Source organism: Ruegeria sp. BHSC029 (assembly GCF_059613085.1).
Genome location: NZ_JBXWRU010000002.1, coordinates 523,408 through 543,415 on the forward strand (window position 1 = coordinate 523,408; position 20,008 = coordinate 543,415).

Below are 20,008 nucleotides of genomic sequence, written 5' to 3' on the forward strand. Positions count from 1 at the left end.
CAGGCACCCGCAATGACATGGCTGCACAAATTATGGGAGGGGGTTCTGAAACCCCTGTTTCAGCGTCCGCGCCTCTTGCAGTTCGCGGCGTTGTGTACCCGTGGCGATGGCCCCGATACGCAGGTGCTGCTGGTTACCAGCCGCGACACCGGGCGATGGATCATCCCCAAGGGCTGGCCGATTGACGGACTGAACGGGGCCGAGGCGGCGGCGCAGGAGGCCTGGGAAGAGGCCGGCGTGCGCACCGCCGAGGTCGATCCAGAGCCGGTCGGCAGCTACTGCTACGGCAAGGTCCGCAAAAGCGGCGCGATCGATCCGGTCTGCACCACGGTCTACCGGCTGCGAGTCACCGACCTGGCCGACGAATTTCCCGAAATGCAGGAACGCACCCGCGAGTGGGTCTCGCCGCAAGAGGCGTCTGAACGCGTCCACGAACCAGAGCTGAAAAAGCTGCTGTTGCGGATCTAACCGCCGGCACCGCTCAGCCCTGCCCGGATCTGATCCGGGGTCAGCGGACCGGTCTCGCCCTGCGTGATCAGCCTGGCCACCCGGTCGCAGATCGGGGTCGGTGTGCCGGTTTCGCGGCCCAGCCGGATGATCTCGCCCTGCAGGCTGTCGATTTCGGTTGGGCGACCGGCATCCAGATCATAGGCCATCGAGGTGCGCGCGGCGGGGTCGATCGTCAGCATCCGCGCCGCGATGCGCGAAAACAGCGGCGTGGGCAGGCGCAGGATATGCGGCGTCATCCAGACCGGCAGCGGCGTGGTCGAGGCTACGGGGCGCCCGGAATCCGCAAAAACCGCCAGCGCCTCGGCCATTTGATCGGCCATCAGACGGCGCCAGTCGCGGTTCAAAAGCTGGTCGCGCAGGGTCAGGCCCGACAGCGCGTTCAGCGCGTTGTTGAGGTTGATGACCAGCTTGCCCCATTGCACCGCCTCGATCCCATCGGTTTCGGTGACGGGCAGATCGGGCGAGGACAGGCGGCGGGCCAGCGCGCCGGGGCCGGACTGGATCACGATGTCGCCGGATGTCGCGCGATGCCAGGTGGCCGGACCGGCAGGCACCACGTTGAACGGCACCATCCCGGCGCGCACGTCCCGCCCGGGCAGCGCGGTGCGCAGGGTGCGGGCGTTTTCCATCCCGTTCTGCCACGAAATGACCGGGGCCGCGGCCGGGGCGTGCGCGGCGATCAGGCGGGCCATCTCGGCGGTGGCGCCGGTTTTCACCGTGACCAGAACCAGATCGGCGTCGGACAGGCAGGCAGGGTCATCGGACAGGGTCAGACGGTCGGCGGGGATCGTTTTGCGCAGGCCCGAATAGTCGGTCGCGGTCAGCCCATTCTGCCGGATCGGATCCAGCACCCGCGCCCGGCCCAGCAGCGTAACGTCATGCCCGGCATCGGCCAGCAGGCCCCCGCAATAGCATCCGATGCTGCCCGCGCCCGCGATCACAAGTTTCATGCCGTCCCCTTCCCGTTTGCCGCCAAGGATCGCCGGGATCCCTCGGGCAGGCAAGCCGGGCGAGCGCTGACGTGACGTTCAGCGCGCGCGCCGGGGTTTGGTGCGTTCCAGTTCCGGGGTGATCGGAATGAACTCGTCTTCGTCCCCTGGCGGCAGGTGGAAGGCGCCGTTGGCCCAATCGGCGGATTTCCATTCGCGGATCGCCGTTTCGATCTTGTCCTTCGAAGACGAGACGAAGTTCCACCAGATATACCGATCCTCATTCATCGTGGCCCCGCCCAGCAGCATCAGCCGCGCCCCCGCCGGCCCGGCCGTCACCGACAGCCGATCACCCGGGCGGAAGACCATCATGCGGCCTTCGTCGAACCGGTCACCCGCGATCTCGACCGAGCCCTGGGTGACGTAGACGCCCCGATCCTCGTGATCGTCGGGCAGCGGAAAGGCAGCGCCGGGGTCCAGCTGCACGTCCAGATAGAAGGTTTCCGACAGCATCGTGACCGGGCTGGTTTCCCCATAGGCCGAGCCAAGTATCAGCCGCGCGCTGACACCGGCATCCTGAATATGCGGCAACGCGGCCTGCTTGTGATGTTCGAAATCGGGGGCCATGTCTTCGTGCGCTTCGGGCAGCGCGATCCAGGTCTGGATGCCGAACAGGCTGTGCCGTTTGGCACGGGTTTCGGCGCTGGTGCGCTCGGAATGGGTAACGCCACGGCCCGCGACCATCCAGTTGACCTCGCCGGGATAGATCATCTGATGGGTTCCGAGGCTGTCGCGATGCTCAAATTCGCCCTGGTACAGGTAGGTGACCGTGCCCAGCCCGATATGCGGATGCGGGCGTACGTCGATGCCGCCATCGGTGATGAACTCGGCCGGTCCCATCTGGTCGAAGAAGATGAAGGGCCCCACCAACTGGCGCTTGACCGAGGGCAGCGCGCGGCGCACCTCGAACCCGCCCAGATCGCGGGCGCGCGGGATGATCAGGGTCTCCAGCGCCGAACCTTCGCTGACGCATTCGGGGCTGTGGGTGGGGTTCCAGCTCATGTCGGTCTCCAATCCGGTGCGGCAGGATGTTCACCCTTGCCAATCTAGCGCAAAATACCAGCGGACAAAGTGCATCTACGCACAGACAAGCTGCGCCCCGGATCAGTCCTGTGCGCGGGGCCAGAGTTGCGGAAAAAACGGGCCGGCGATCCGGTCGCCCTCGGCATAGCCGGCGGCCTCAAACTGCGCCCGCTCCTCCTTGGCCCAATCGCCGCGATACCGGATCACCCCGTCCGGCCCGGTCATGCGCAGGGTGAAGCGGCGCACGGTTTCCGTGGGCGTGACCGAGGACAGCCCCCCGTGCAGCGTGCGCATGTCGAAATAGATGCAATCGCCCAGATCCAGGTCCCATTGCAGCAGGTCATAAGCGCCGGGATCGGCATTCACGTCCGGTGGCGGGTGATAGGTGCGGCCTGCAACCTGCGTGGGTTCATAGCTGGGGTGCCCGTCGGCGAAACGCACCCGCATGAACAGCTTGTCCCACAGGTGCGAGCCGCGCACGAAAGCGATCCCGTTGTCCTTGCTGACCGGTTCAAGCGGCAGCCACAGCACGCACATCGAGCCTTCGAAATCGAAATAGGACAGGTCCTGATGGAATGGCGGGCGCGAGGTCGATCCGGCCTCGCGCAGGAACCAGTTGTCCATCACCAGATTGATCGGCGCAGCGCCCAGCAATTCGGACGCGATCGGCGCACAGGGCGAGCTGCGGACGAATTCCTCGAACTGGGGGATCTTGCTCCAGGCCCAGAAATCCTCGAGATAGGCGGGCGCGTCCGGGTCCTTGGTGTGGCGGGTGAAGTTCTCGGTCGGGGTCTGCAGATCGGCGTCGATGCCCGCGCGCAGCAACTCCAGCCAGTCCGCGCTGAATTTCTGGCGCAGCACCACCGCGCCATCGCGGCGGAAGGCGGTGATTTCATCCTTGGTCAGCAGGTTGACATCTGTCATCGGCTTCCCCCTTGGTGACGCAAGGAAAAGGATCGCACCCGAATGGCGCAGGCGTCAAAGATTATTGCCGTCTCGGTCCATTCCACGCGCTTTTGTCTGCAGGTCGGCCGGATTTTGCCCGGAACGCTCGGAATGAGTCGTGATCGTGCTATTCTTCCACTGTGGCGGTTGGAACAGCTGCCGGGTCAGCACAGGAGAGGTTTCGATGCCCGGAGATTCACTGAACCGAAGAACCATGCTGGTGGCCGGCACCGCTCTGGTCGCCTCGGCCGGCAGCGGCCTCATCATGCCTGCGCGGGCCAGTGGGTTGGCGCCGACCCCGTCGATGCGGGGCGGATCGAACAACTACCGCCCGGGCGCGCCAATCGTCGACCGGATCGGCGGCGGCGGTTTCTGGATGACCGGCACAGTACGGCGGGCCGGCGACGGCGCGCCCCTGCCCGGTCAGCGCATCCAGGTCTGGGCGCATACCACAGAAGGCCACGAGCGCGACCCTCAGAGCCACGGCGCCACCCTGACCGATGCGAACGGAGAATTCCGGCTGGAGATGCCGCAGATCGTGCCGGCCTTTGGTCAGCCGCATGGACATCTGGCCTATGACAGCGGCGAATTCCAGACCGTCTTCCTGCGGCCGATCATGTCCAGTGCGCGCGACAAGACCCTGGCCGCGCATTTCGTTCTGCAACCGGTCTGAACCACGTGCCGCGCCCGGGCGTCCTTGCGGTCTGGCTGGCGCTGATCGCCGCCATTGCGGTGCCTGTGGTGGTGGCGGGGTTCAGCCCGTATCTGGCCTGGCGCAGCTCGATCTATATCGCTGCGGGCTTTGCCGGGGTCATCGGGTTGGGATTGCTTCTGGTGCAGCCGCTGCTGGCTGCGCGCATGTTGCCGGGGCAGACCGCGATGAACAGCCGAATGGTGCACCGCTGGGTCGGCATCGCCCTGATCGCCATGATTGCCCTGCATGTGGGCGGGTTGTGGATCACCAGCCCCCCGGACGTGGTGGATGCCCTGCTGTTCCGGTCCCCCACCCCGTTCTCGGCTTGGGGCGTGGCGGCCATGTGGGCAGCGTTCGCCGCCGTGGTGTTGGCCGCGTTGCGCAGCCGGCTGGGATGGCGGTTCCGCCTTTGGCGGTTGGCCCATGCCAGTCTTGCGCTTGTGACCATCCTAGGCACGGTCGTTCATGCCCTGCTGATCGAGGGCGCAATGGAAACCGTCACCAAGGCCACATTGTGCGGGCTTGTATTATTCGCCTGCGTCCGAGCGTTGATCAGATTGCAGGTCTGGGACGTGAAACCGCGGGGTTAAGCGACGGGCGCACGTCAGGTCGCCAGGCGCTTGGCATAGGTGGCGCGGTTCATCTCTACATCCCGTACGGTAATGCTGCCGACCTTCGGCGCCGCGGCGGCCAGAACATCCAGAATGATCGCGTTCAGCTCGGCTCGCGTCCGTTCATCCCGTCCCTGCATCAGCAACAGTGAGGCATGGATGAAGGTCTGCGGCTCGGTCCCGATGAAGGAATACGGGATCGGCATCGCGCGAATTTTCAGCGTTGGTGCGTCAAACTCCTGATGCGCGGCGAGGACCGCATAGAGTTTTTTGCATATGGCTTGAAAATCATGCGATTGCTCAAGTCCGGCTGAAAATTCCAAGACGACGTGCGGCATGGGAGCCTCCGGGATTGAAAGAGAACCAGCGGCTCCCATTGAATGTCAGAGGGGGCTTCAGACCCCCAAACACCAGCGCATCACCGCCTTCTGCGCGTGCAGGCGGTTTTCGGCCTCGTCAAAGATCACCGAGTTCGGCCCGTCCATCACCTCGGAGGTCGCTTCCTCCTCGCGATGGGCGGGCAGGCAGTGCATGAACAGGGCGTCGGGTTTGGCATGGGACATGAGTTCTGCGTTGACCTGATAGGGCCGCAGCAGGTTGTGCCGACGTTCCTTCGCGGATTGGGAATCGTGCATTGAAACCCAGGTGTCGGCCACAACCAGATCGGCGCCGTCGACGGCCTTGTACGGATCGCGCTCGATCACGATCTTCGAGCCCTTCTGGCGGGCGAAACCCATGAACTCTTCCTCGGGGTCGAACTGGGCGGGGCCGGTGAAGGTCAGGTCAAACCCGAACTGGCCCGCCGCGTGCAGGAACGAGGCGCAGACATTGTTGCCGTCCCCCGTCCAGACCACCTTTTTCCCGGCGATGGGGCCGCGGTGTTCTTCATAGGTCAGCACGTCGGCCATGATCTGGCAGGGATGGGTGCGGTCGGTCAGGCCGTTGATCACGGGCACGTCCGAGTATTCGGCCATCTCGGTCAGGATGGTTTCGTCGAATGTGCGGATCATGATCATGTCGACATAGCGCGACAGCACGCGAGCGGTGTCGGCGATGGTTTCGCCATGGCCCAGCTGCATGTCCTTGCCCGACAGCACCATGGTCTGCCCACCCATCTGGCGCACGCCCACGTCGAAGGACACGCGGGTCCGGGTCGAGGGCTTTTCGAAGATCAGCGCCACCATGCGGCCGGCCAGCGGCTGTTCGTCGTCGGGCGCGGCCTTGGGACGGCCCAACCGGGCCAGCTTCATCGCGCCGGCCTGGTCGATCATCGACCGCAGCGCGGCGGCGTCGGTTTTGTGGATATCAAGGAAATGGTTCATGTCGGTTCGCTTTTTCACTGTCGGTTGCCGGGGGGCGTCGCCCCCAGCGCATTCGGGAATAGGAGGCGTCAGGCCGAGGCGAGTTGGCCTTGAACCTGCCTGGCGGCTTTCTCGAGGCGGATCTGGGCCTGGGCGATGTCATCCTCGGTCAGGGTCAGCGGCGGCAGCAGGCGGATCACGTTGTCGGCCGCGGGCACGGTGATGACTTCGTTGTCATAACCGGCCGCGACCACATCGGCATTGGGCGCCTTGCATTTCAGGCCCAGCATCAGGCCGGATCCGCGGACTTCCTCGAACACGCCGGGGTGATCGGCTACAAGGCCCTCGAGCTTTTGGCGCAACAGCCCCGCCTTGCGGTTGACGCCGTCGAAGAAGGCCGGGGTTGCGACATGCTCCAGCACCGCGCAGCCCACCGCGCAGCCTAGCGGGTTGCCGCCATAGGTCGACCCATGGGTGCCCGCGGTCATGCCGCTGGCGGCCGCTTCGGTAGCCAGCACCGCACCCAGCGGAAAGCCGCCACCGATACCCTTGGCCACCATCATGATGTCGGGCGTGATGCCCGCCCATTCATGGGCAAAGAGTTTCCCGGTCCGGCCGACGCCGCACTGCACCTCGTCGAGGATCAGCAGCAAGCCGTTGTCGTCGCAGATCTGGCGCAGGGCCTTGAGCTCGACATCGGGGACGGGGCGGATGCCGCCCTCGCCCTGGATCGGCTCGATCATGATCGCGGCGGTCTTGTCGCTGATCGCGTTGGTCACACCGTCCAGATCGCCGAAGGCGACATGCACGAACCCCGGCAGCAGCGGGCCGAACCCCTTGGTCATTTTCTCGGACCCGGCAGCGGCGATGCCCGCTGAAGAACGCCCATGGAAAGACCCATCAAACGTGATGATCTCCACCCGCTCGGGTTGCCCCTGATCGTAGAAGTATTTGCGGGCCATCTTGACCGCCAATTCGCAGGACTCGGTGCCCGAATTGGTGAAGAACACCGTGTCGGCAAAGGTCAGATCCACCAGCTTGTCGGCCAGCGCCTGCTGCTGCGGAATATGGTACAGGTTCGACACGTGCCACAGCGCGTGCGCCTGGTCGGTCAGGGCATTGACCAGTGCCGGGTGGGCATGGCCCAGCGCATTCACCGCGATCCCCGCGCCCAGATCAAGGAAACGTCGGCCGTCCGCCTCGGTCAGCCAGGCGCCTTCGCCCTTCACGAAGGTCAGCGGAGCACGATTGTAGGTCGGCAGAACGGACGGGATCATCGGATCATCCTTTTTGGAAAACTTGAACCCAGTGACTGAAACACTGAGACCGGGTTCGTCAACAGATTTGGTGAGAGATGCGCGGATTTGGTTCGCGCGCGCAGGATCAAACGGGCCGGTTACGCAATGATGCGTCGGCGTCGGAGCGGCAGGATATGCACGAGTTTGATCATGGGCGCCGGTATAGCGGGGCCAGCCCAGTGTGGAAAGGCAAAATGTATCCGCCCATGGATTTTTTGCAGGCGCGGGTCGGGCGCCTTGCAATTCGGGCTTGTCATTTCTCTTACCCTGGCGCACCGATGGCCCATGTTCTCACCACAAGCCCACAACCCTGCCCTGGCAGCCGTACTTATCTTCTGCGCCAGCGCTTTCATCGCGGGCACGACATTGCTGGCCAAAGCACTGGGCACCGAGACACTGGGCCCGCCCCTGCACCCGATGCAGATCAGCCATGGCCGGTTCCTGTTCGCATTTGTGGTCATCGTGGCAGCGGTTGGCGTTCTGCGTCCCCAACTACGGCGTCCCCACTGGGGCCTGCATGTCGGACGCACCAGCTTCGGGTGGACTGGCATTACTCTGATGTTCGCGTCGGTCGCCTATATCCCCATAGCCGATGCCACGGCGATATCGTTTCTGAACCCTGTTTTCGCGATGGTTCTGGCCATTCCTCTGCTGAAAGAGACCGTGGGGCCTTGGCGCTGGTTGGCGGCGGCGGTGGCTTTGACGGGGGCCATCATCCTGCTGCGCCCGACCCCCGACAGCTTTCAACCCGCGGCTCTGCTGGCCTTGGCGGCGGCGGCAGTGATCGGGATGGAACTGATCTTCATCAAAAAGCTGTCTGGCCGCGAGAGCCCCATCCAGATCCTGCTCATCAACAATGCCATGGGCTTGACGATTGCCAGCATCGCGGTCGCAACCGTCTGGCAGCCACCATCGCCCGCTCAGTGGGCGGCTTTGGCCGGCATTGGTTTTCTGATGGCTTGCGCGCAGGCCTGCTTCGTCAATGGAATGGCCCGGGCAGATGCCTCGTTCGTAGCGCCAATCAGCTATGCAACGCTGATATTCGCCGCGCTTTATGACTTTGCGGTGTTCCGGGTCGTTCCGGATTGGGTCAGTTTGCTGGGCTCAGGGGTCATTCTGACCGGAGCGCTGATCCTTGTCTGGCGCGAGGCCCGAGCCAGACGCCGCTAGAATTTTTTTCTACGGCCTTGTCCGCAGGCGACCCCGATGTCGCAAACTCTCATGAAACCGACACCGCATGACGCACCCTGAATGCGGTTGGTTAGAGAGATTGCCCGATGCACGAACGCCGAATCCCGGAATGGGTCCGTCATGCGCCCGCGCCCTCCGTTCGCAAGTTCGGCCTACTTGCCGGGTTCGAGGCCGTGGTTCGCGGCATCCTGATTTCCGTATTCCCCTTGGTGATGTACCGAGCCATGGGCGACGCCGGGTCCGTCTCGCTCGTTTACTTTCTGGTAGGCCTCGTTTCGTTATTGGCTGGACTGATGGTGCCGTTCCTGATCCGTTATGTCCCGCGACGATGGGCCTACACAGCCGGCTGCGTTATGTTCATCACCGGCGCTCTGCTGGCCATCGACGGCAGCCCCGAGGCCGTGATCGGGGCACTTGCGCTGAACACCGTGGCCGCGGTGGTTACTTTCATCTGCTTCAACGCCTACGTTTTGGACTACATCAGCAAGATCGAGCTCGGCCGCTGCGAAACAAGCCGGATGTTCTACAGCGCGCTGGGTTGGACAGCGGGGCCGATGGCAGGTGTGATGTTGATGGAATTATGGGCGCCGGCCCCTTTCATCATCAGCGCGGCCGCCGCCATTGGTATGCTGATCATGTTCTGGGCCATGCGCCTGGGGAACGGCAAACTGATTACCAAGGCCAGGAGGGCAACGAAAAATCCGCTGTCTTTTCTACCACGGTTCTTTGCCCAACCACGGCTGGTGGCCGGGTATCTGTTTGCCATGATCCGGTCCTGTGGCTGGTGGATCTATGTGGTCTACCTTCCGATTTTCGCCATCGAAAACGGGTTGGGTGAGCAATTGGGCGGCACGCTTTTGTCAGCCACGAACGCCATGCTGTTTGCTGCCCCCCTGATTCTGCGCTGGGTCCAGAGCCGGTCTCTGCGCAGCGCCGTGCGAACGGGCTTTGCCGCCTGCGCCACATGTTTTCTGTTGGCTGCATTTCTCTCGGGCTGGCCGGTGGCATCGGTCGTCGCACTGGTCATGGGGTCAATCTGGTTGATCGTGCTGGACATTTGTGCCGGTCTGCCATTCCTGATGGCGGTGAAGCCGTCCGAGCGGACAGAGATGTCCGCAATCTATTCCAGCTATCGCGACGTTTCGGGAATTCTGACACCGGGCGTTGCCGCCTTGGTGTTGCTGGCGACACCGGTGGCTGGTGTTTTTGCAGCAGGTGGGTTTGCACTGCTGGGCGCCTGGTCCGTGGCCGCGCGACTGCATCCGCGGCTGGGGCGCCCCCGCGTGCCGCTACAGCCCGGTTCGTTGTCCGAAGCTGCCTAGGCCTTCAAACGGTAACCGGTCCGCAGCATTTGCCAGATGACGGCGCAGATCAGCAGGGTCGACAGCAAACAGACGGCCATCCCCAACATCGGGTTGCTGTCCGACACTCCGATCATGCCATATCGCAATCCGTCGATCAGGTAGAAAACGGGGTTCACGTGGCTGATCCTGTTCAGCAACGGCGGCAACGCGTCGACCGAGTAGAAGGTGCCAGACAGAAACGCCAACGGAGTAACGATGAAGTTGGTGATGGCGGCCATCTGATCGAACTTGTTGGCGAAGACCCCTGCCAGTAGGCCCAGCGCGCCCATGAACGCACCCCCAAGAATGACGAAAACCAAGGCCAGCGCGGGATGCTGCGGCATCAGCCCCAAGCCAAGCGCCAGCGCAGCGGCCAGCATCAACGCGATCAGCACACCCCGTGCGATGCCGCCCGCCAGATAGCCCAGCAAAATCTCGAGCGGGGACAGCGGCGGCATCAGGGTATCGACGATGTTGCCCTGCACTTTCGAGATCACCATAGAGGACGAAGTGTTGGCAAAGGCGTTCTGAATCACCGTCATCATCATGATCCCGGGCGCCAGGAATGTCAGGAAGGGCACGCCCATGATATCCGGTCGCCCCGGGCCGACGGCGATGTTGAAGATCAGCAGGAACAGCCCCGCTGTGACCAGAGGCGCCAGCAGGGTCTGCGTCCAGACCGCCAGGAAGCGCAGGGTTTCGCGCTGGGCTAGTGTCCACAACCCCATCCAGTTGACCGCTCCGAAACGGCGCATGTCCTGATCCGCGAGATTCTGCATTCCTGCCCCCAATCTGATTCGATGACCGCTTGTAACTCGGCCCGCAGTGATTAGAATAGGGCGCTGAGACGAATTCCGAAGGCGGCCCGTGACCGAGGCCGCTTTCCCGCTTTTGAAAGGCTACCCATGTCCTGGACAGACGAGCGCGTTGAACTGCTCAAGAAAATGTGGGGCGAAGGCCAGTCGGCCAGCCAGATCGCCAAGGAACTGGGCGGGGTCACCCGCAATGCGGTGATCGGCAAGGTCCATCGCCTGGGCCTGTCGAACCGGACCACCGGCGCCGCACCGGCCAAGGCCGAGCCCAAGGAAAAACCAGCCCCCACGCCCAAGGCCGAAACCAAGCCCAAACCCGCCCCCAAGACCGAGCCGGCCCGCCCCGCGGCAGCCGCGCCGACCGCCGAGGCCAAACCGGCCACGCCGCCGCGCCGCCAGATCATTCCGGCCGGCCAGCCGCTGCCGCCGCAGCCTTCGGCCAATGAAATCAGCCCCGAGGCACTGGCCAAGGTCAACGAGGTCGAGAAGAAGGCCAAGAAGCTGACCCTGATGGAACTGACCGAAAAGACCTGCAAATGGCCCGTGGGCGATCCGGCCACGGATGATTTCTGGTTCTGCGGTCTGCCGGCCGAGCCGGGCAAACCCTATTGCGAGGCACATGTGGGCGTCGCCTTCCAACCCATGAGCTCGCGCCGCGACCGGCGGCGCTGAGGCCCATGCGCCAGGATCCGACAGCGATGGAGGATACCTGGCTGGCCCGGGCCAAACGGCTTTTAGCGCTGGCCGAAACCGGCCAGCATTTCACCACCGATCCGTTCGACCGCGAACGTTATGACGAGATCGCCGGAATGGCCCACGCGATGCTGGCCGACCTGGGTCGGGTGCCTTTGTCACAGATCGAAATGGCGATGCCTGCCCACTCGGGCGGATACTCAACACCCAGCATCGACATCCGCGCCGCCGTAATTCGCAACGGCGGTATCCTGCTGGTACGGGAACGCAGCGACGGGTTGTGGGCGATGCCTGGCGGTTTTGCCGATATCGGCAGCTCTCCGTCGGAGAACATCGAACGCGAAGTCTTGGAAGAAGCCGGTCTGCGTGTCACGGCGCAGACACTCTATGCCGTACGCCACAAGGCACGGCATCCCTACTCGGCAGATCCACGGGATTTCTACAAACTGTTCTTCCTGTGTAGCCCTTTCGATGCCGCCACCCCGATACCGGGCCCCGAAACCAGCGAAGCGGCGTTTTTCGCCCCGGATGCGTTGCCGGACCTGTCCCTGACACGCAATCTGGAAAAAGACATCCACGATGCGTTTCAAGCGAACGGCAAGTCATCCAGCCCGGCGACGTTTGACTGACCGTTACTGCGCCGGGTGCGAATGTGGTCCTGCCGGCAGGTGCACCCATTTGGGCAGTTCGTCGGGCGAAACCGAGACATGCAGGCGTTCGGACGGGTCCTGACCTACGGTGCGATGCTTGCGCAGCAGGAAGATCTTGCCCCACCCCCGCCACGTCCCGACCGACGGTGCATGGGGATCAGTGGGAAAGCGGTTGCGCCAGTCTTCAGGAAGCGGCAGACCATGCAACTCGGCCTTGTCGAGCATCCACACCAACGAAATGTTGGCCAGCGGACGCGCGGGCTCGAACCCGCTGAGTTGCCCCCCGACGTCACCATGCGTGCCGCGGAACCAGACCTGTTCGCAGTGGCCGCGGAAATCCGGCGCGGTCGCCCAAAGAACTGGCGTGAAGACCTCTCGCGTTTCATCCAACGCCAGCGCATGATACCCGTGCCGGGTGGACGGCCCGAGGTGGTGGTTGTGAAATGAATGCCGCTCTTCGGCCATGCGCCACAGCAGCGGCAGGCGCAGTCCCAATGCCTTGACCGTGTCCCAGACGCCGATCATCTCAATTTCGACGCCGTCGTGGCAGAAATTCCGGCGAAAGTCCTGCGCGGCCTGCCCGCCCGGGTTGCACTCATAATGCCGGTAGGCCTGCTTGATGTTGCGCTCGGTCGCATGCTCGGCCTGCAGCAGCCCGATCATATCGATGACGCCGGCAAGGCTGCGCACACCATAGGCGCCGCGGGAATAGCCGATGAAGTAGATCCGATCGCCGGGCTTGTACCGCGAGGCAAGATAGCCGTAGGCCCTGCGGATCTGGCGATTGATCCCCCGCCCCATCATCACGTCCAGCGTGGATTTCCAGCTCTCCCATTGCACGCCCGCTTCATAGAAGACCGAGACCTGATTGCCCATTTCACAGCACAGCCGAAAGGTCTGGCCGGCATGGGTCTCGAAGCCGGGCTCCAGGGTAGACATCGTTCCGTCCAAGATGATGACATGACTGATGGGTTCGCGATGGCGCGTTTCGGCGGAATGCTCGGACCGCAGGGGGCGGCCGAGCCATCCAAGTATCTTCTTACCGAACCGCGACAGTACCATTCGACAACAATTCCCAAACCTTGACCGGAGTGAACGGCATGTCCGCCTGCCGCACCCCATGATCCCAGAGCGCATCCTGCACCGCATTTGCAACCGCGGCCAATGCGCCAACGGTGCCTGCCTCGCCGCATCCTTTCATTCCCATGGGGTTGGCGGTCGACGGAACCGGCGCCGAGGTAAACCTAATCATGGGTATGTCAGTGGCGCGCGGCAAGGCGTAATCCATGAACGTTGCCGTGAGCAACTGCCCCTCACCATCATGCACCACGTGCTCGCACAGCGCCTGACCGATGCCCTGGGCCACCCCTCCGTGCACCTGCCCTTCGGCCAGCATGGGGTTGATGAGATTGCCGAAATCATCGACGACCGTATAGCGGTCGACCGTCGTCGTGCCGGTTTCCGGGTCGATCACGATCTCGGCAACATGGGCGCCGTTGGGATAGCTGCGCGCCTCGAGCCGCGTGCGGGCCTCGTGCTGCAGCAGGTCGGTGCGGCCATCCGCGCGGGCCATTTCGGCCGCTTCGATCAGCGTCGGCGTCAGGTTCGACCCCGGCGCGCGAAAGGTTTCATGGTCGAAGGTCACATCACTTTCCTCGACCCCCATTTTATCCGCCAGATAGGGCGTGAATGCGGCGATCATCTGGTCAATCGTGACCAGCGTCGCCGCGCTTTGCACCGTGACCGAGCGCGACCCGCCGGTGCCGCCGCCCTGCGCCATGCGGTCGCTGTCACCTTGCACGACCCGGATCCGGTCGGCCGGAATCCCCGTCTGATCCGACAGGAACTGGGCATAGACCGTCTCATGGCCCTGCCCGTTCGATTGCGTCCCGACATAAAGGTTCACTGTTCCGTCCTGACAAAATTCGACTTTTGCGCCTTCGGAAGGGTCACCCAGAATGCTTTCGATATAGTAACAAAGCCCCTGCCCCCGGATCAGACCACGTTCGGCGTCGGCGGCCTTGCGCGCGGCGAAACCGGCGGTCTGTTCGGCGGCGCGGGACAGAACCAATCCGAAATCGCCCACATCATAGGTTTCACCGGTGGCCGAGACATAGGGAAAAGCCTCGGGCCGGATGAAGTTACGGCGGCGCAGTTCCCACGGGTCGACGCCCAGTTCCCGCGCGGCGCGGTCCATCGCGCGTTCCAGCACATAGATCGCCTCGGGTCGGCCGGCACCGCGATAGGCATCGACCTGAGTGGTGTTGGTATAAAACCCCTCGACCCGCAGATAGGTTTTCTGCACGTCATAGACGCCGGGCAGCACGCATTTGAACAGGTTGGTCTGGATCGCCTGACCGAAATGGCTGTTGTAGGCGCCCAGGTTGCAGCGGCTGTGGACCCGGTAGGCGGTGATGCGAAGATCCTCGTCAAAGGCCAGCTCGGCCAGCGAGGTCAGGTCGCGCCCGTGGTGGTCGGACAACATCGCCTCGGTCCGGTCCGACATCCAGTGCACGGGCTGGCCCAGTTGCATCGCCGCCACCGCGACCGAGAAATACTCGGGATACGGCATCGCCTTCATGCCGAACCCGCCGCCGACGTCTGGCGTGGTGACATGGACCGCCTGAGGGTCCAGCCGCAGCTTGTCGGCCAGCTGCGCCTTCATCCCCCAGACACCCTGCCCACCATAGCTGAAATGCAGCCGCCCGTCGGACCAGACCGCATTGCAGCCGCGCGGCTCGATCGAGTTCACGATCACCCGGTTGTCGGCCACCTGCAGCGACACGACATGGGCGGCGGCGTCAAAGGCGGCCTGGGTCGCGGCCTCGTCGCCCACCGCCCAGTCTAAGGCGCGGTTGTCGGGGGCCTCGGGGTGCAGCGGCTCACCGCCCGGCGCAAGGTCCAGCTTGGCGGGGCGGTCGGCGGTGTCCATCCAGATCAGCTCGGCGGCGTCGCGGGCCTGCGCCGGGGTCTCGGCCACGACCATCGCCACCGGCTCGCCGACAAAGCGCACCCGGTCGCGGGCCAGCATGTGGCGCGGGGGATTGGCGGCGCGGCTGCCGTCGCGGTTGACAAGGATCGTGGCGCTCAGCACCGGGTCGATTCCGACGGCGATCAGGTCGTCGATGGTCAGCACCAGACGCACGCCGGGCGCGGCGCGGGCGGTGTCGAGGTCCAGCCCGGTGATGTCGCCATGCGCCACAGGGCTGCGAAAGAACACCGCGTGCAGCGCGCCGGGTGGCACCGTATCGTCCATATAGCGCCCCTGCCCGGTCAGGAACCGCTGATCCTCGGTCCGGGTGACCGGTTGGCTCTTGCCAAACTTTTCCATGACGCGCCTCTTTCACTGCCTCAGACCGCGACCCTAGCCTTGATGCGGCGGATGTCCAGTGCGCGAGGTGCTTGGCCCTTTCCCTTCCCGCCGCCATTCGCTATTGCAGGCGCTGACCCAAGATCGATGACGCAGGACGCACCCGATGGCGATGGACAAGACATTCAACGCGGCCGAGGCCGAGGCCCGGATCTACAAGGCCTGGGAACAGGCCGGAGCCTTCAAGGCAGGCGCGAACAAGTCGCGCGACGAGAGCTTTTGCATCATGATCCCGCCGCCGAACGTGACCGGCGCGCTGCATGTGGGCCATGCGTTCAACAACACCCTGCAGGACATTCTGACCCGCTGGCACCGGATGCGCGGGTTCGACACGTTGTGGCAGCCCGGGCAGGACCATGCCGGCATCGCCACGCAGATGCAGGTCGAGAAGATGCTCGCCGCCACGCAACAACCCAGCCGGAACGAACTGGGCCGTGAGAAGTTCCTTGAGAAGGTCTGGGAGTGGAAGGGCGAATACGGCGGCACCATCATCGAGCAGCTGAAACGCCTCGGCTCTTCGTGCGACTGGTCGCGCAACGCCTTCACCATGGCCGGTGCGGCCGGCGACCCGCGCACGGGCCACGAAAACAGCCCCAACTTCCATGACGCGGTCATCAAGGTCTTTGTCGACATGTACGACAAGGGCCTGATCTACCGCGGCAAGCGGCTGGTCAACTGGGACCCGCATTTCGAGACCGCGATCTCGGACCTCGAGGTCGAGAATACCGAGGTCGCCGGCCATATGTGGCACTTCAAGTACCCGCTGGCCGGGGGCGAGACCTACACCTATGTCGAAAAGGACGAGGACGGGAACATCGTGCTCGAGGAAGAGCGCGATTATATCTCGATCGCCACGACCCGCCCCGAAACCATGCTGGGCGACGGCGCGGTTGCGGTGCACCCGTCGGACGAACGCTATGCGCCCATCGTCGGCAAGCTGTGCGAAATCCCGGTGGGCCCGAAAGAGCATCGCCGCCATATCCCGATCATCACCGACGAATACCCCGACCCGAATTTCGGCTCGGGCGCGGTGAAGATCACTGGCGCGCATGACTTCAACGACTATCAGGTGGCCAAGCGCGGCAAGATCCCGATGTACCGCCTGATGGACACGCGCGGCCACATGCGGGCCGACGGCGCGCCCTACGCGGACGAAGCCGCCAAGGCCCAGGAATATGCCCGTGGGCGCGAATTCACCGAGAACGAGATCGACGCGATCAACCTGGTGCCCGACCATCTGCGCGGCCTGGACCGGTTCGAGGCGCGCGCCAAGGTGGTCGAAGAAATCACCGCCGAAGGCCTGACCGTGATGGCCCGTGCGGATGATCCGCGCCTGGGATCGACCGCGCTGAAACCCGATGCCGAGGGCGCCGACGCGCTGGTGCCGCTGGTCGAGAGCAAACCGATCATGCAGCCCTTCGGCGACCGCTCGAAAGTGGTGATCGAGCCGATGCTGACCGACCAGTGGTTCGTCGAAACCTCAAAGATCGTGGGCCCCGCGCTGGACGCGGTGCGCGACGGCCGGGTCAAGATCATCCCGGAATCGGGCGAAAAGACCTATTACCACTGGCTCGAGAACATCGAACCCTGGTGCATCAGCCGCCAGCTGTGGTGGGGGCATCAGATTCCGGTCTGGTACGGGCTGGACCTGTCGGCCGAGGATTTCAAGGATGACGAAAACGACGGCGAGCTGGATCTGGTCGAACTGGGCCGGCTGCTGAACGAAGGCGGCATGCTGCACCGGGGCGCGGTCATGGAGTGCGCCGCCAGCTTCGAGGACATCACCGGGAAATTCCTGGATGACAATGCCGACATTCCCAGCCCGCTCAGCCACGCCACGGTGATCGAGGTGGCCGACAAGTACGAGGCGATCCACCGGTTCGCCGAGAGCCTGGCGCAATACGCCATCGACCGCGATCCGACCAAGCTGGTTTATCCGGTCTGGCGCGATCCGGATGTGCTGGACACCTGGTTCTCGTCCGGCCTGTGGCCCATCGGCACGCTGGGCTGGCCCGAACAGACCGAGGAGTTGCAGCGCTACTTCCCCACCGATGTCCTGATCACCGGGTTCGACATCCTGTTCTTCTGGGTCGCCCGGATGATGATGATGCAGCTGGCCGTGGTGAACGAAATTCCGTTCCACACCGTCTATCTGCACCAGCTCGTCCGCGACGAGAAGGGCAAGAAGATGTCCAAGACCACCGGCAACGTCATCGACCCGCTGGAAATCGTGGACGAGTTCGGCGCCGACGCGCTGCGCTTTACCAACGCGTCGATGGCGGCCATCGGCGGCGTGCTGAAACTGTCGCGCGAGCGCATCACCGGCTATCGCAACTTTGGCACCAAGCTGTGGAACGCCGTCCGCTTTGCCGAGATGAACGAGGTCTTTACCGACGCCGTCCCGCAACTGGACGTGGCCGAGTTGCAGCCCAAGGCCGCCGTAAACCGCTGGATCATCGGCGAAACCGCCCGGGTGCGGGAAGAGGTCGACGCGGCGCTCGAGAGCTATCGCTTCAACGATGCCGCCAATGCGCTTTATGCCTTTGTCTGGGGCAAGGTCTGTGACTGGTACGTGGAACTGTCCAAACCGCTGCTGCAGGGCGACGATGCCGAGGCCCAGGCCGAGACCCGCGCCACCATGCGCTGGGTTCTGGATCAGTGCCTGGTCCTGCTGCACCCGATCATGCCCTTCATCACCGAAGAGCTGTGGGGCCTGACCGGCGCGCGGCCCAAGATGCTGGTGCATGCCGACTGGCCCAGCTATGCCGCCGCCTATCTGGTCGATGCCGACGCGGATCGCGAGATGAACTGGGTGATCTCGGTAATCGATAACACCCGCTCGGCCCGCGCCCAGATGCGCGTTCCGGCGGGCCTGTACGTGCCGATGCTGGTGACCGAGATCGACGCCCACGGCCAGGCCGCCTGGGACCGGAACGAGGCGCTGATCAAACGGCTGGCTCGGATCGACAGCCTGACCAAGGCCGATACGCTGCCCAAGGGCACGATCTCGATCGCCGCGCCCGGCGCGTCCTTTGGTCTGCCGCTGGCCGACATCATCGACATCGGCGCCGAAAAGGAACGGCTGGAAAAAGCCAAGGGCAAACTGGCCAAGGAACTGGGCGGTCTGCGCGGGCGTCTCAACAACCCTAAATTCGTGGCCTCGGCCCCGGAAGAGGTGGTGGAAGAGGCCAAGGCCAACCTCGCCGCCCGCGAAGAGGAAGAGGCCCGCATAAACGAGGCGCTGGCCCGACTGGCCGAGATCGCCTGATCCGTCAGCCCCTCGCACACGCTTGCAGAAGCCCCGCCGCGCACGCCCGGCGGGGTTTTTTGCACCCGACCCTGTTCACCGGGCCAAACGGTTGCTAGCAATCTCGGGACCAATCCACCGAGGCCCCCATGTCCAGACCCTTTCCGCCGATGCAGACCGTTTCAACCGGGCTGGTCGTGGCCGTAGTCGGCTTTTTCAGTTCCTTTCCGATTGTCCTGCAAGGGCTCGATGCCATGGGCGCCTCGGGGCCGCAGGCGGCATCGGGGCTGATGATGGCCGCCCTTGCCATGGGGCTGGCGGCGATCGCGCTCAGCCTGTGGTACCGCCAACCGATCAGCGTGGCCTGGTCTACGCCCGGTGCGGCGCTGCTGGCGGTTTCGGCCGCGCCGGCCGCGGGTTTCTCGGGTGCCATCGGCGCGTTCCTGTTTGCGGGGGCGCTGACCGTGCTGGCCGGAATGTGGCGCCCGCTGGGACGGTTGGCGGCGGCGATTCCCACCTCCTTGGCGCAGGCGATGCTGGGCGGAGTGCTGCTGCCGCTGTGCATCGTCCCGTTTCAGGCCGCGGTCGAGATCCCCTGGCAGGCCCTGCCGGTGATCCTGACCTGGTTCATCGCCGGACGTGTGCACAGACTGCTGGCGGTCCCCGCCGCCGTGCTGGCCGCCGCGCTGGTCGTAGTTCTGTTCTCTGACGGACCGTCGGTCCGCCCCGACCACCTGCTGGCCGCGCCGGTCTGGACCACGCCCACATTCTCGGTGGCGTCGATGATCGGCATCGGGGTGCCGCTGTTCGTGGTCACGATGGCCACGCAGAACATCCCCGGCATCGCGGTCATGCGCAGCTTTGGCTATGCCCCGGTGGCAGGGCGGCTATTCTCGGCCGTGGGCGGGGCCAGCATCCTGTCGGCCCCCTTCGGCGCGCCGGCGACCTGCCTCGCGGCCATCACCGCCGCCATGTGCTCGAACGAGGACAGCCACCCCGACCGGGATCAGCGCTATTGGTCGGCTGTCATGGCCGGGGTGTTCTATTGCCTATTCGGGATGTTCGCCGTGGCCATAACCGGGTTTGCCGCCCATGCCGATCCGATGCTGATGGGCACGTTGACCGGCGTGGCGCTGATCGGGGTCATGGCCAATGCCACCTTCGCCGCGCTCGAGGTTCCGGCCGAGCGCGAAGCCGCGATCCTGACCTTTGCCATCACCGCCTCGGGCATCACCGTGTTTGGCCTGGGCGCGGCGGTCTGGGGTCTGCTGGCAGGCGGCATCGCCTATTGGGTGACGACGCGCCTGCGGGGCTGAGGCCCACCTGGCCGC

The 20,008-nt window shown here is 64.4% G+C and carries 18 protein-coding genes; 9 read left to right on the top strand and 9 right to left on the bottom strand.

All coding sequences use genetic code 11. From position 1 onward, the window contains the following. Positions 1-12: 12 nt before the first annotated feature. Positions 13-468, top strand: coding sequence for an NUDIX hydrolase (locus AC2FML_RS06300; protein ID WP_496733829.1), 456 nt, complete (start codon positions 13-15; stop codon positions 466-468). On the opposite strand, the gene AC2FML_RS06305 is transcribed toward AC2FML_RS06300, so the two are convergent. The 3 genes from AC2FML_RS06305 to AC2FML_RS06315 all read right to left on the bottom strand — a co-directional run bounded on the left by AC2FML_RS06305 (position 465) and on the right by AC2FML_RS06315 (position 3,446). After that, the gene (locus AC2FML_RS06305; protein WP_496782419.1) at positions 465-1,460 is read right to left on the bottom strand and encodes a 2-dehydropantoate 2-reductase; all 996 of its coding nucleotides are present in this window, start codon (positions 1,458-1,460) and stop codon (positions 465-467) included. The two genes, AC2FML_RS06300 and AC2FML_RS06305, sit on opposite strands and share 4 nt — an antisense overlap. A 78-nt stretch (positions 1,461-1,538) precedes the next feature. Beyond that, on the bottom strand, positions 1,539-2,501 hold the full coding sequence (locus AC2FML_RS06310; protein WP_170599199.1) for a pirin family protein: 963 nt from the start codon (positions 2,499-2,501) through the stop codon (positions 1,539-1,541). 102 nt (positions 2,502-2,603) lie between these two features. After that, positions 2,604-3,446, bottom strand: coding sequence for a phytanoyl-CoA dioxygenase family protein (locus AC2FML_RS06315; RefSeq protein WP_496782420.1), 843 nt, complete (start codon positions 3,444-3,446; stop codon positions 2,604-2,606). 205 nt (positions 3,447-3,651) lie between these two features. Here AC2FML_RS06315 and AC2FML_RS06320 point away from each other — a divergent pair, with 205 nt between their 5' ends. Then, positions 3,652-4,140, top strand: a complete 489-nt coding sequence (locus tag AC2FML_RS06320; protein WP_170337570.1) for a peptidase associated/transthyretin-like domain-containing protein — start codon at positions 3,652-3,654, stop codon at positions 4,138-4,140. A 5-nt stretch (positions 4,141-4,145) separates the two neighbouring features. After that, a complete protein-coding gene (locus AC2FML_RS06325) occupies positions 4,146-4,751 on the top strand; it encodes a ferric reductase-like transmembrane domain-containing protein (RefSeq protein WP_496782422.1) in 606 nt (201 codons plus the stop codon). A gap of 14 nt (positions 4,752-4,765) precedes the next feature. Here AC2FML_RS06325 and AC2FML_RS06330 read toward each other — a convergent pair whose 3' ends face one another. From AC2FML_RS06330 to AC2FML_RS06340, 3 genes are all read right to left on the bottom strand, one after another. Beyond that, positions 4,766-5,110: a 5-carboxymethyl-2-hydroxymuconate Delta-isomerase gene (locus tag AC2FML_RS06330; protein WP_170449246.1), complete on the bottom strand. Its 345-nt coding sequence runs from the start codon at positions 5,108-5,110 to the stop codon at positions 4,766-4,768. Between the two features lie 57 nt (positions 5,111-5,167). Beyond that, the gene (argF, locus tag AC2FML_RS06335) at positions 5,168-6,094 is read right to left on the bottom strand and encodes an ornithine carbamoyltransferase (RefSeq protein ID WP_496782424.1); all 927 of its coding nucleotides are present in this window, start codon (positions 6,092-6,094) and stop codon (positions 5,168-5,170) included. Between the two features lie 68 nt (positions 6,095-6,162). Next, positions 6,163-7,350 (bottom strand): aspartate aminotransferase family protein, encoded by a 1,188-nt coding sequence (locus AC2FML_RS06340; RefSeq protein ID WP_496782426.1) that lies wholly within the window; start codon positions 7,348-7,350, stop codon positions 6,163-6,165. 306 nt (positions 7,351-7,656) lie between these two features. Between AC2FML_RS06340 and AC2FML_RS06345 the strand changes: the two genes are divergently transcribed. Further along, positions 7,657-8,541, top strand: a complete 885-nt coding sequence (locus AC2FML_RS06345) for a DMT family transporter (RefSeq protein WP_170337989.1) — start codon at positions 7,657-7,659, stop codon at positions 8,539-8,541. 107 nt (positions 8,542-8,648) lie between these two features. Then, positions 8,649-9,884 carry an MFS transporter gene (locus AC2FML_RS06350; protein WP_496782427.1) on the top strand — a complete coding sequence of 412 codons (1,236 nt, stop codon included), beginning with the start codon at positions 8,649-8,651 and terminating at the stop codon, positions 9,882-9,884. Here AC2FML_RS06350 and AC2FML_RS06355 read toward each other — a convergent pair. Next, complete coding sequence (locus AC2FML_RS06355; protein ID WP_170358255.1) at positions 9,881-10,684, bottom strand: ABC transporter permease; 804 nt, start codon at positions 10,682-10,684, stop codon at positions 9,881-9,883. The genes AC2FML_RS06350 and AC2FML_RS06355 overlap by 4 nt on opposite strands. A 126-nt stretch (positions 10,685-10,810) precedes the next feature. On the opposite strand from AC2FML_RS06355, the gene AC2FML_RS06360 reads away from it, so the two are divergent. Together AC2FML_RS06360 and AC2FML_RS06365 are read left to right on the top strand one after the other, a co-directional pair. Next, a complete protein-coding gene (locus AC2FML_RS06360) occupies positions 10,811-11,389 on the top strand; it encodes a GcrA family cell cycle regulator (RefSeq protein WP_496782429.1) in 579 nt (192 codons plus the stop codon). 5 nt (positions 11,390-11,394) lie between these two features. Then, positions 11,395-12,039, top strand: a complete 645-nt coding sequence (locus AC2FML_RS06365; RefSeq protein WP_496782431.1) for an NUDIX hydrolase — start codon at positions 11,395-11,397, stop codon at positions 12,037-12,039. 3 nt (positions 12,040-12,042) lie between these two features. On the opposite strand, the gene AC2FML_RS06370 is transcribed toward AC2FML_RS06365, so the two are convergent. Next, the gene (locus tag AC2FML_RS06370; protein ID WP_170417633.1) at positions 12,043-13,122 is read right to left on the bottom strand and encodes a T6SS phospholipase effector Tle1-like catalytic domain-containing protein; all 1,080 of its coding nucleotides are present in this window, start codon (positions 13,120-13,122) and stop codon (positions 12,043-12,045) included. Next, positions 13,100-15,391, bottom strand: a complete 2,292-nt coding sequence (locus AC2FML_RS06375; RefSeq protein WP_496782433.1) for a xanthine dehydrogenase family protein molybdopterin-binding subunit — start codon at positions 15,389-15,391, stop codon at positions 13,100-13,102. The genes AC2FML_RS06370 and AC2FML_RS06375 overlap by 23 nt, the downstream gene beginning before the upstream one ends. Positions 15,392-15,536: 145 nt before the next feature. Here AC2FML_RS06375 and AC2FML_RS06380 point away from each other — a divergent pair, with 145 nt between their 5' ends. Both AC2FML_RS06380 and AC2FML_RS06385 read left to right on the top strand, forming a co-directional pair. Next, entirely contained in the window at positions 15,537-18,698 is a 3,162-nt protein-coding gene (locus AC2FML_RS06380) for a valine--tRNA ligase (RefSeq protein WP_496782435.1), read from the top strand. Positions 18,699-18,826: 128 nt separating this feature from the next. Continuing rightward, positions 18,827-19,993, top strand: a complete 1,167-nt coding sequence (locus AC2FML_RS06385; RefSeq protein ID WP_170443487.1) for a benzoate/H(+) symporter BenE family transporter — start codon at positions 18,827-18,829, stop codon at positions 19,991-19,993. The last annotated feature ends 15 nt before the right edge of the window (positions 19,994-20,008 follow it).

Coding starts and splice junctions, on each gene's coding strand:
- AC2FML_RS06300 (WP_496733829.1), top strand. CDS start 13: ATGACATGGCTGCACAAATTATGGGAGGGGGTTCTGAAACCCCTGTTT.
- AC2FML_RS06305 (WP_496782419.1), bottom strand. CDS start 1,460: ATGAAACTTGTGATCGCGGGCGCGGGCAGCATCGGATGCTATTGCGGG.
- AC2FML_RS06310 (WP_170599199.1), bottom strand. CDS start 2,501: ATGAGCTGGAACCCCACCCACAGCCCCGAATGCGTCAGCGAAGGTTCG.
- AC2FML_RS06315 (WP_496782420.1), bottom strand. CDS start 3,446: ATGACAGATGTCAACCTGCTGACCAAGGATGAAATCACCGCCTTCCGC.
- AC2FML_RS06320 (WP_170337570.1), top strand. CDS start 3,652: ATGCCCGGAGATTCACTGAACCGAAGAACCATGCTGGTGGCCGGCACC.
- AC2FML_RS06330 (WP_170449246.1), bottom strand. CDS start 5,110: ATGCCGCACGTCGTCTTGGAATTTTCAGCCGGACTTGAGCAATCGCAT.
- argF (WP_496782424.1), bottom strand. CDS start 6,094: ATGAACCATTTCCTTGATATCCACAAAACCGACGCCGCCGCGCTGCGG.
- AC2FML_RS06340 (WP_496782426.1), bottom strand. CDS start 7,350: ATGATCCCGTCCGTTCTGCCGACCTACAATCGTGCTCCGCTGACCTTC.
- AC2FML_RS06345 (WP_170337989.1), top strand. CDS start 7,657: ATGTTCTCACCACAAGCCCACAACCCTGCCCTGGCAGCCGTACTTATC.
- AC2FML_RS06350 (WP_496782427.1), top strand. CDS start 8,649: ATGCACGAACGCCGAATCCCGGAATGGGTCCGTCATGCGCCCGCGCCC.
- AC2FML_RS06355 (WP_170358255.1), bottom strand. CDS start 10,684: ATGCAGAATCTCGCGGATCAGGACATGCGCCGTTTCGGAGCGGTCAAC.
- AC2FML_RS06360 (WP_496782429.1), top strand. CDS start 10,811: ATGTCCTGGACAGACGAGCGCGTTGAACTGCTCAAGAAAATGTGGGGC.
- AC2FML_RS06365 (WP_496782431.1), top strand. CDS start 11,395: ATGCGCCAGGATCCGACAGCGATGGAGGATACCTGGCTGGCCCGGGCC.
- AC2FML_RS06370 (WP_170417633.1), bottom strand. CDS start 13,122: ATGGTACTGTCGCGGTTCGGTAAGAAGATACTTGGATGGCTCGGCCGC.
- AC2FML_RS06375 (WP_496782433.1), bottom strand. CDS start 15,391: ATGGAAAAGTTTGGCAAGAGCCAACCGGTCACCCGGACCGAGGATCAG.
- AC2FML_RS06380 (WP_496782435.1), top strand. CDS start 15,537: ATGGCGATGGACAAGACATTCAACGCGGCCGAGGCCGAGGCCCGGATC.
- AC2FML_RS06385 (WP_170443487.1), top strand. CDS start 18,827: ATGTCCAGACCCTTTCCGCCGATGCAGACCGTTTCAACCGGGCTGGTC.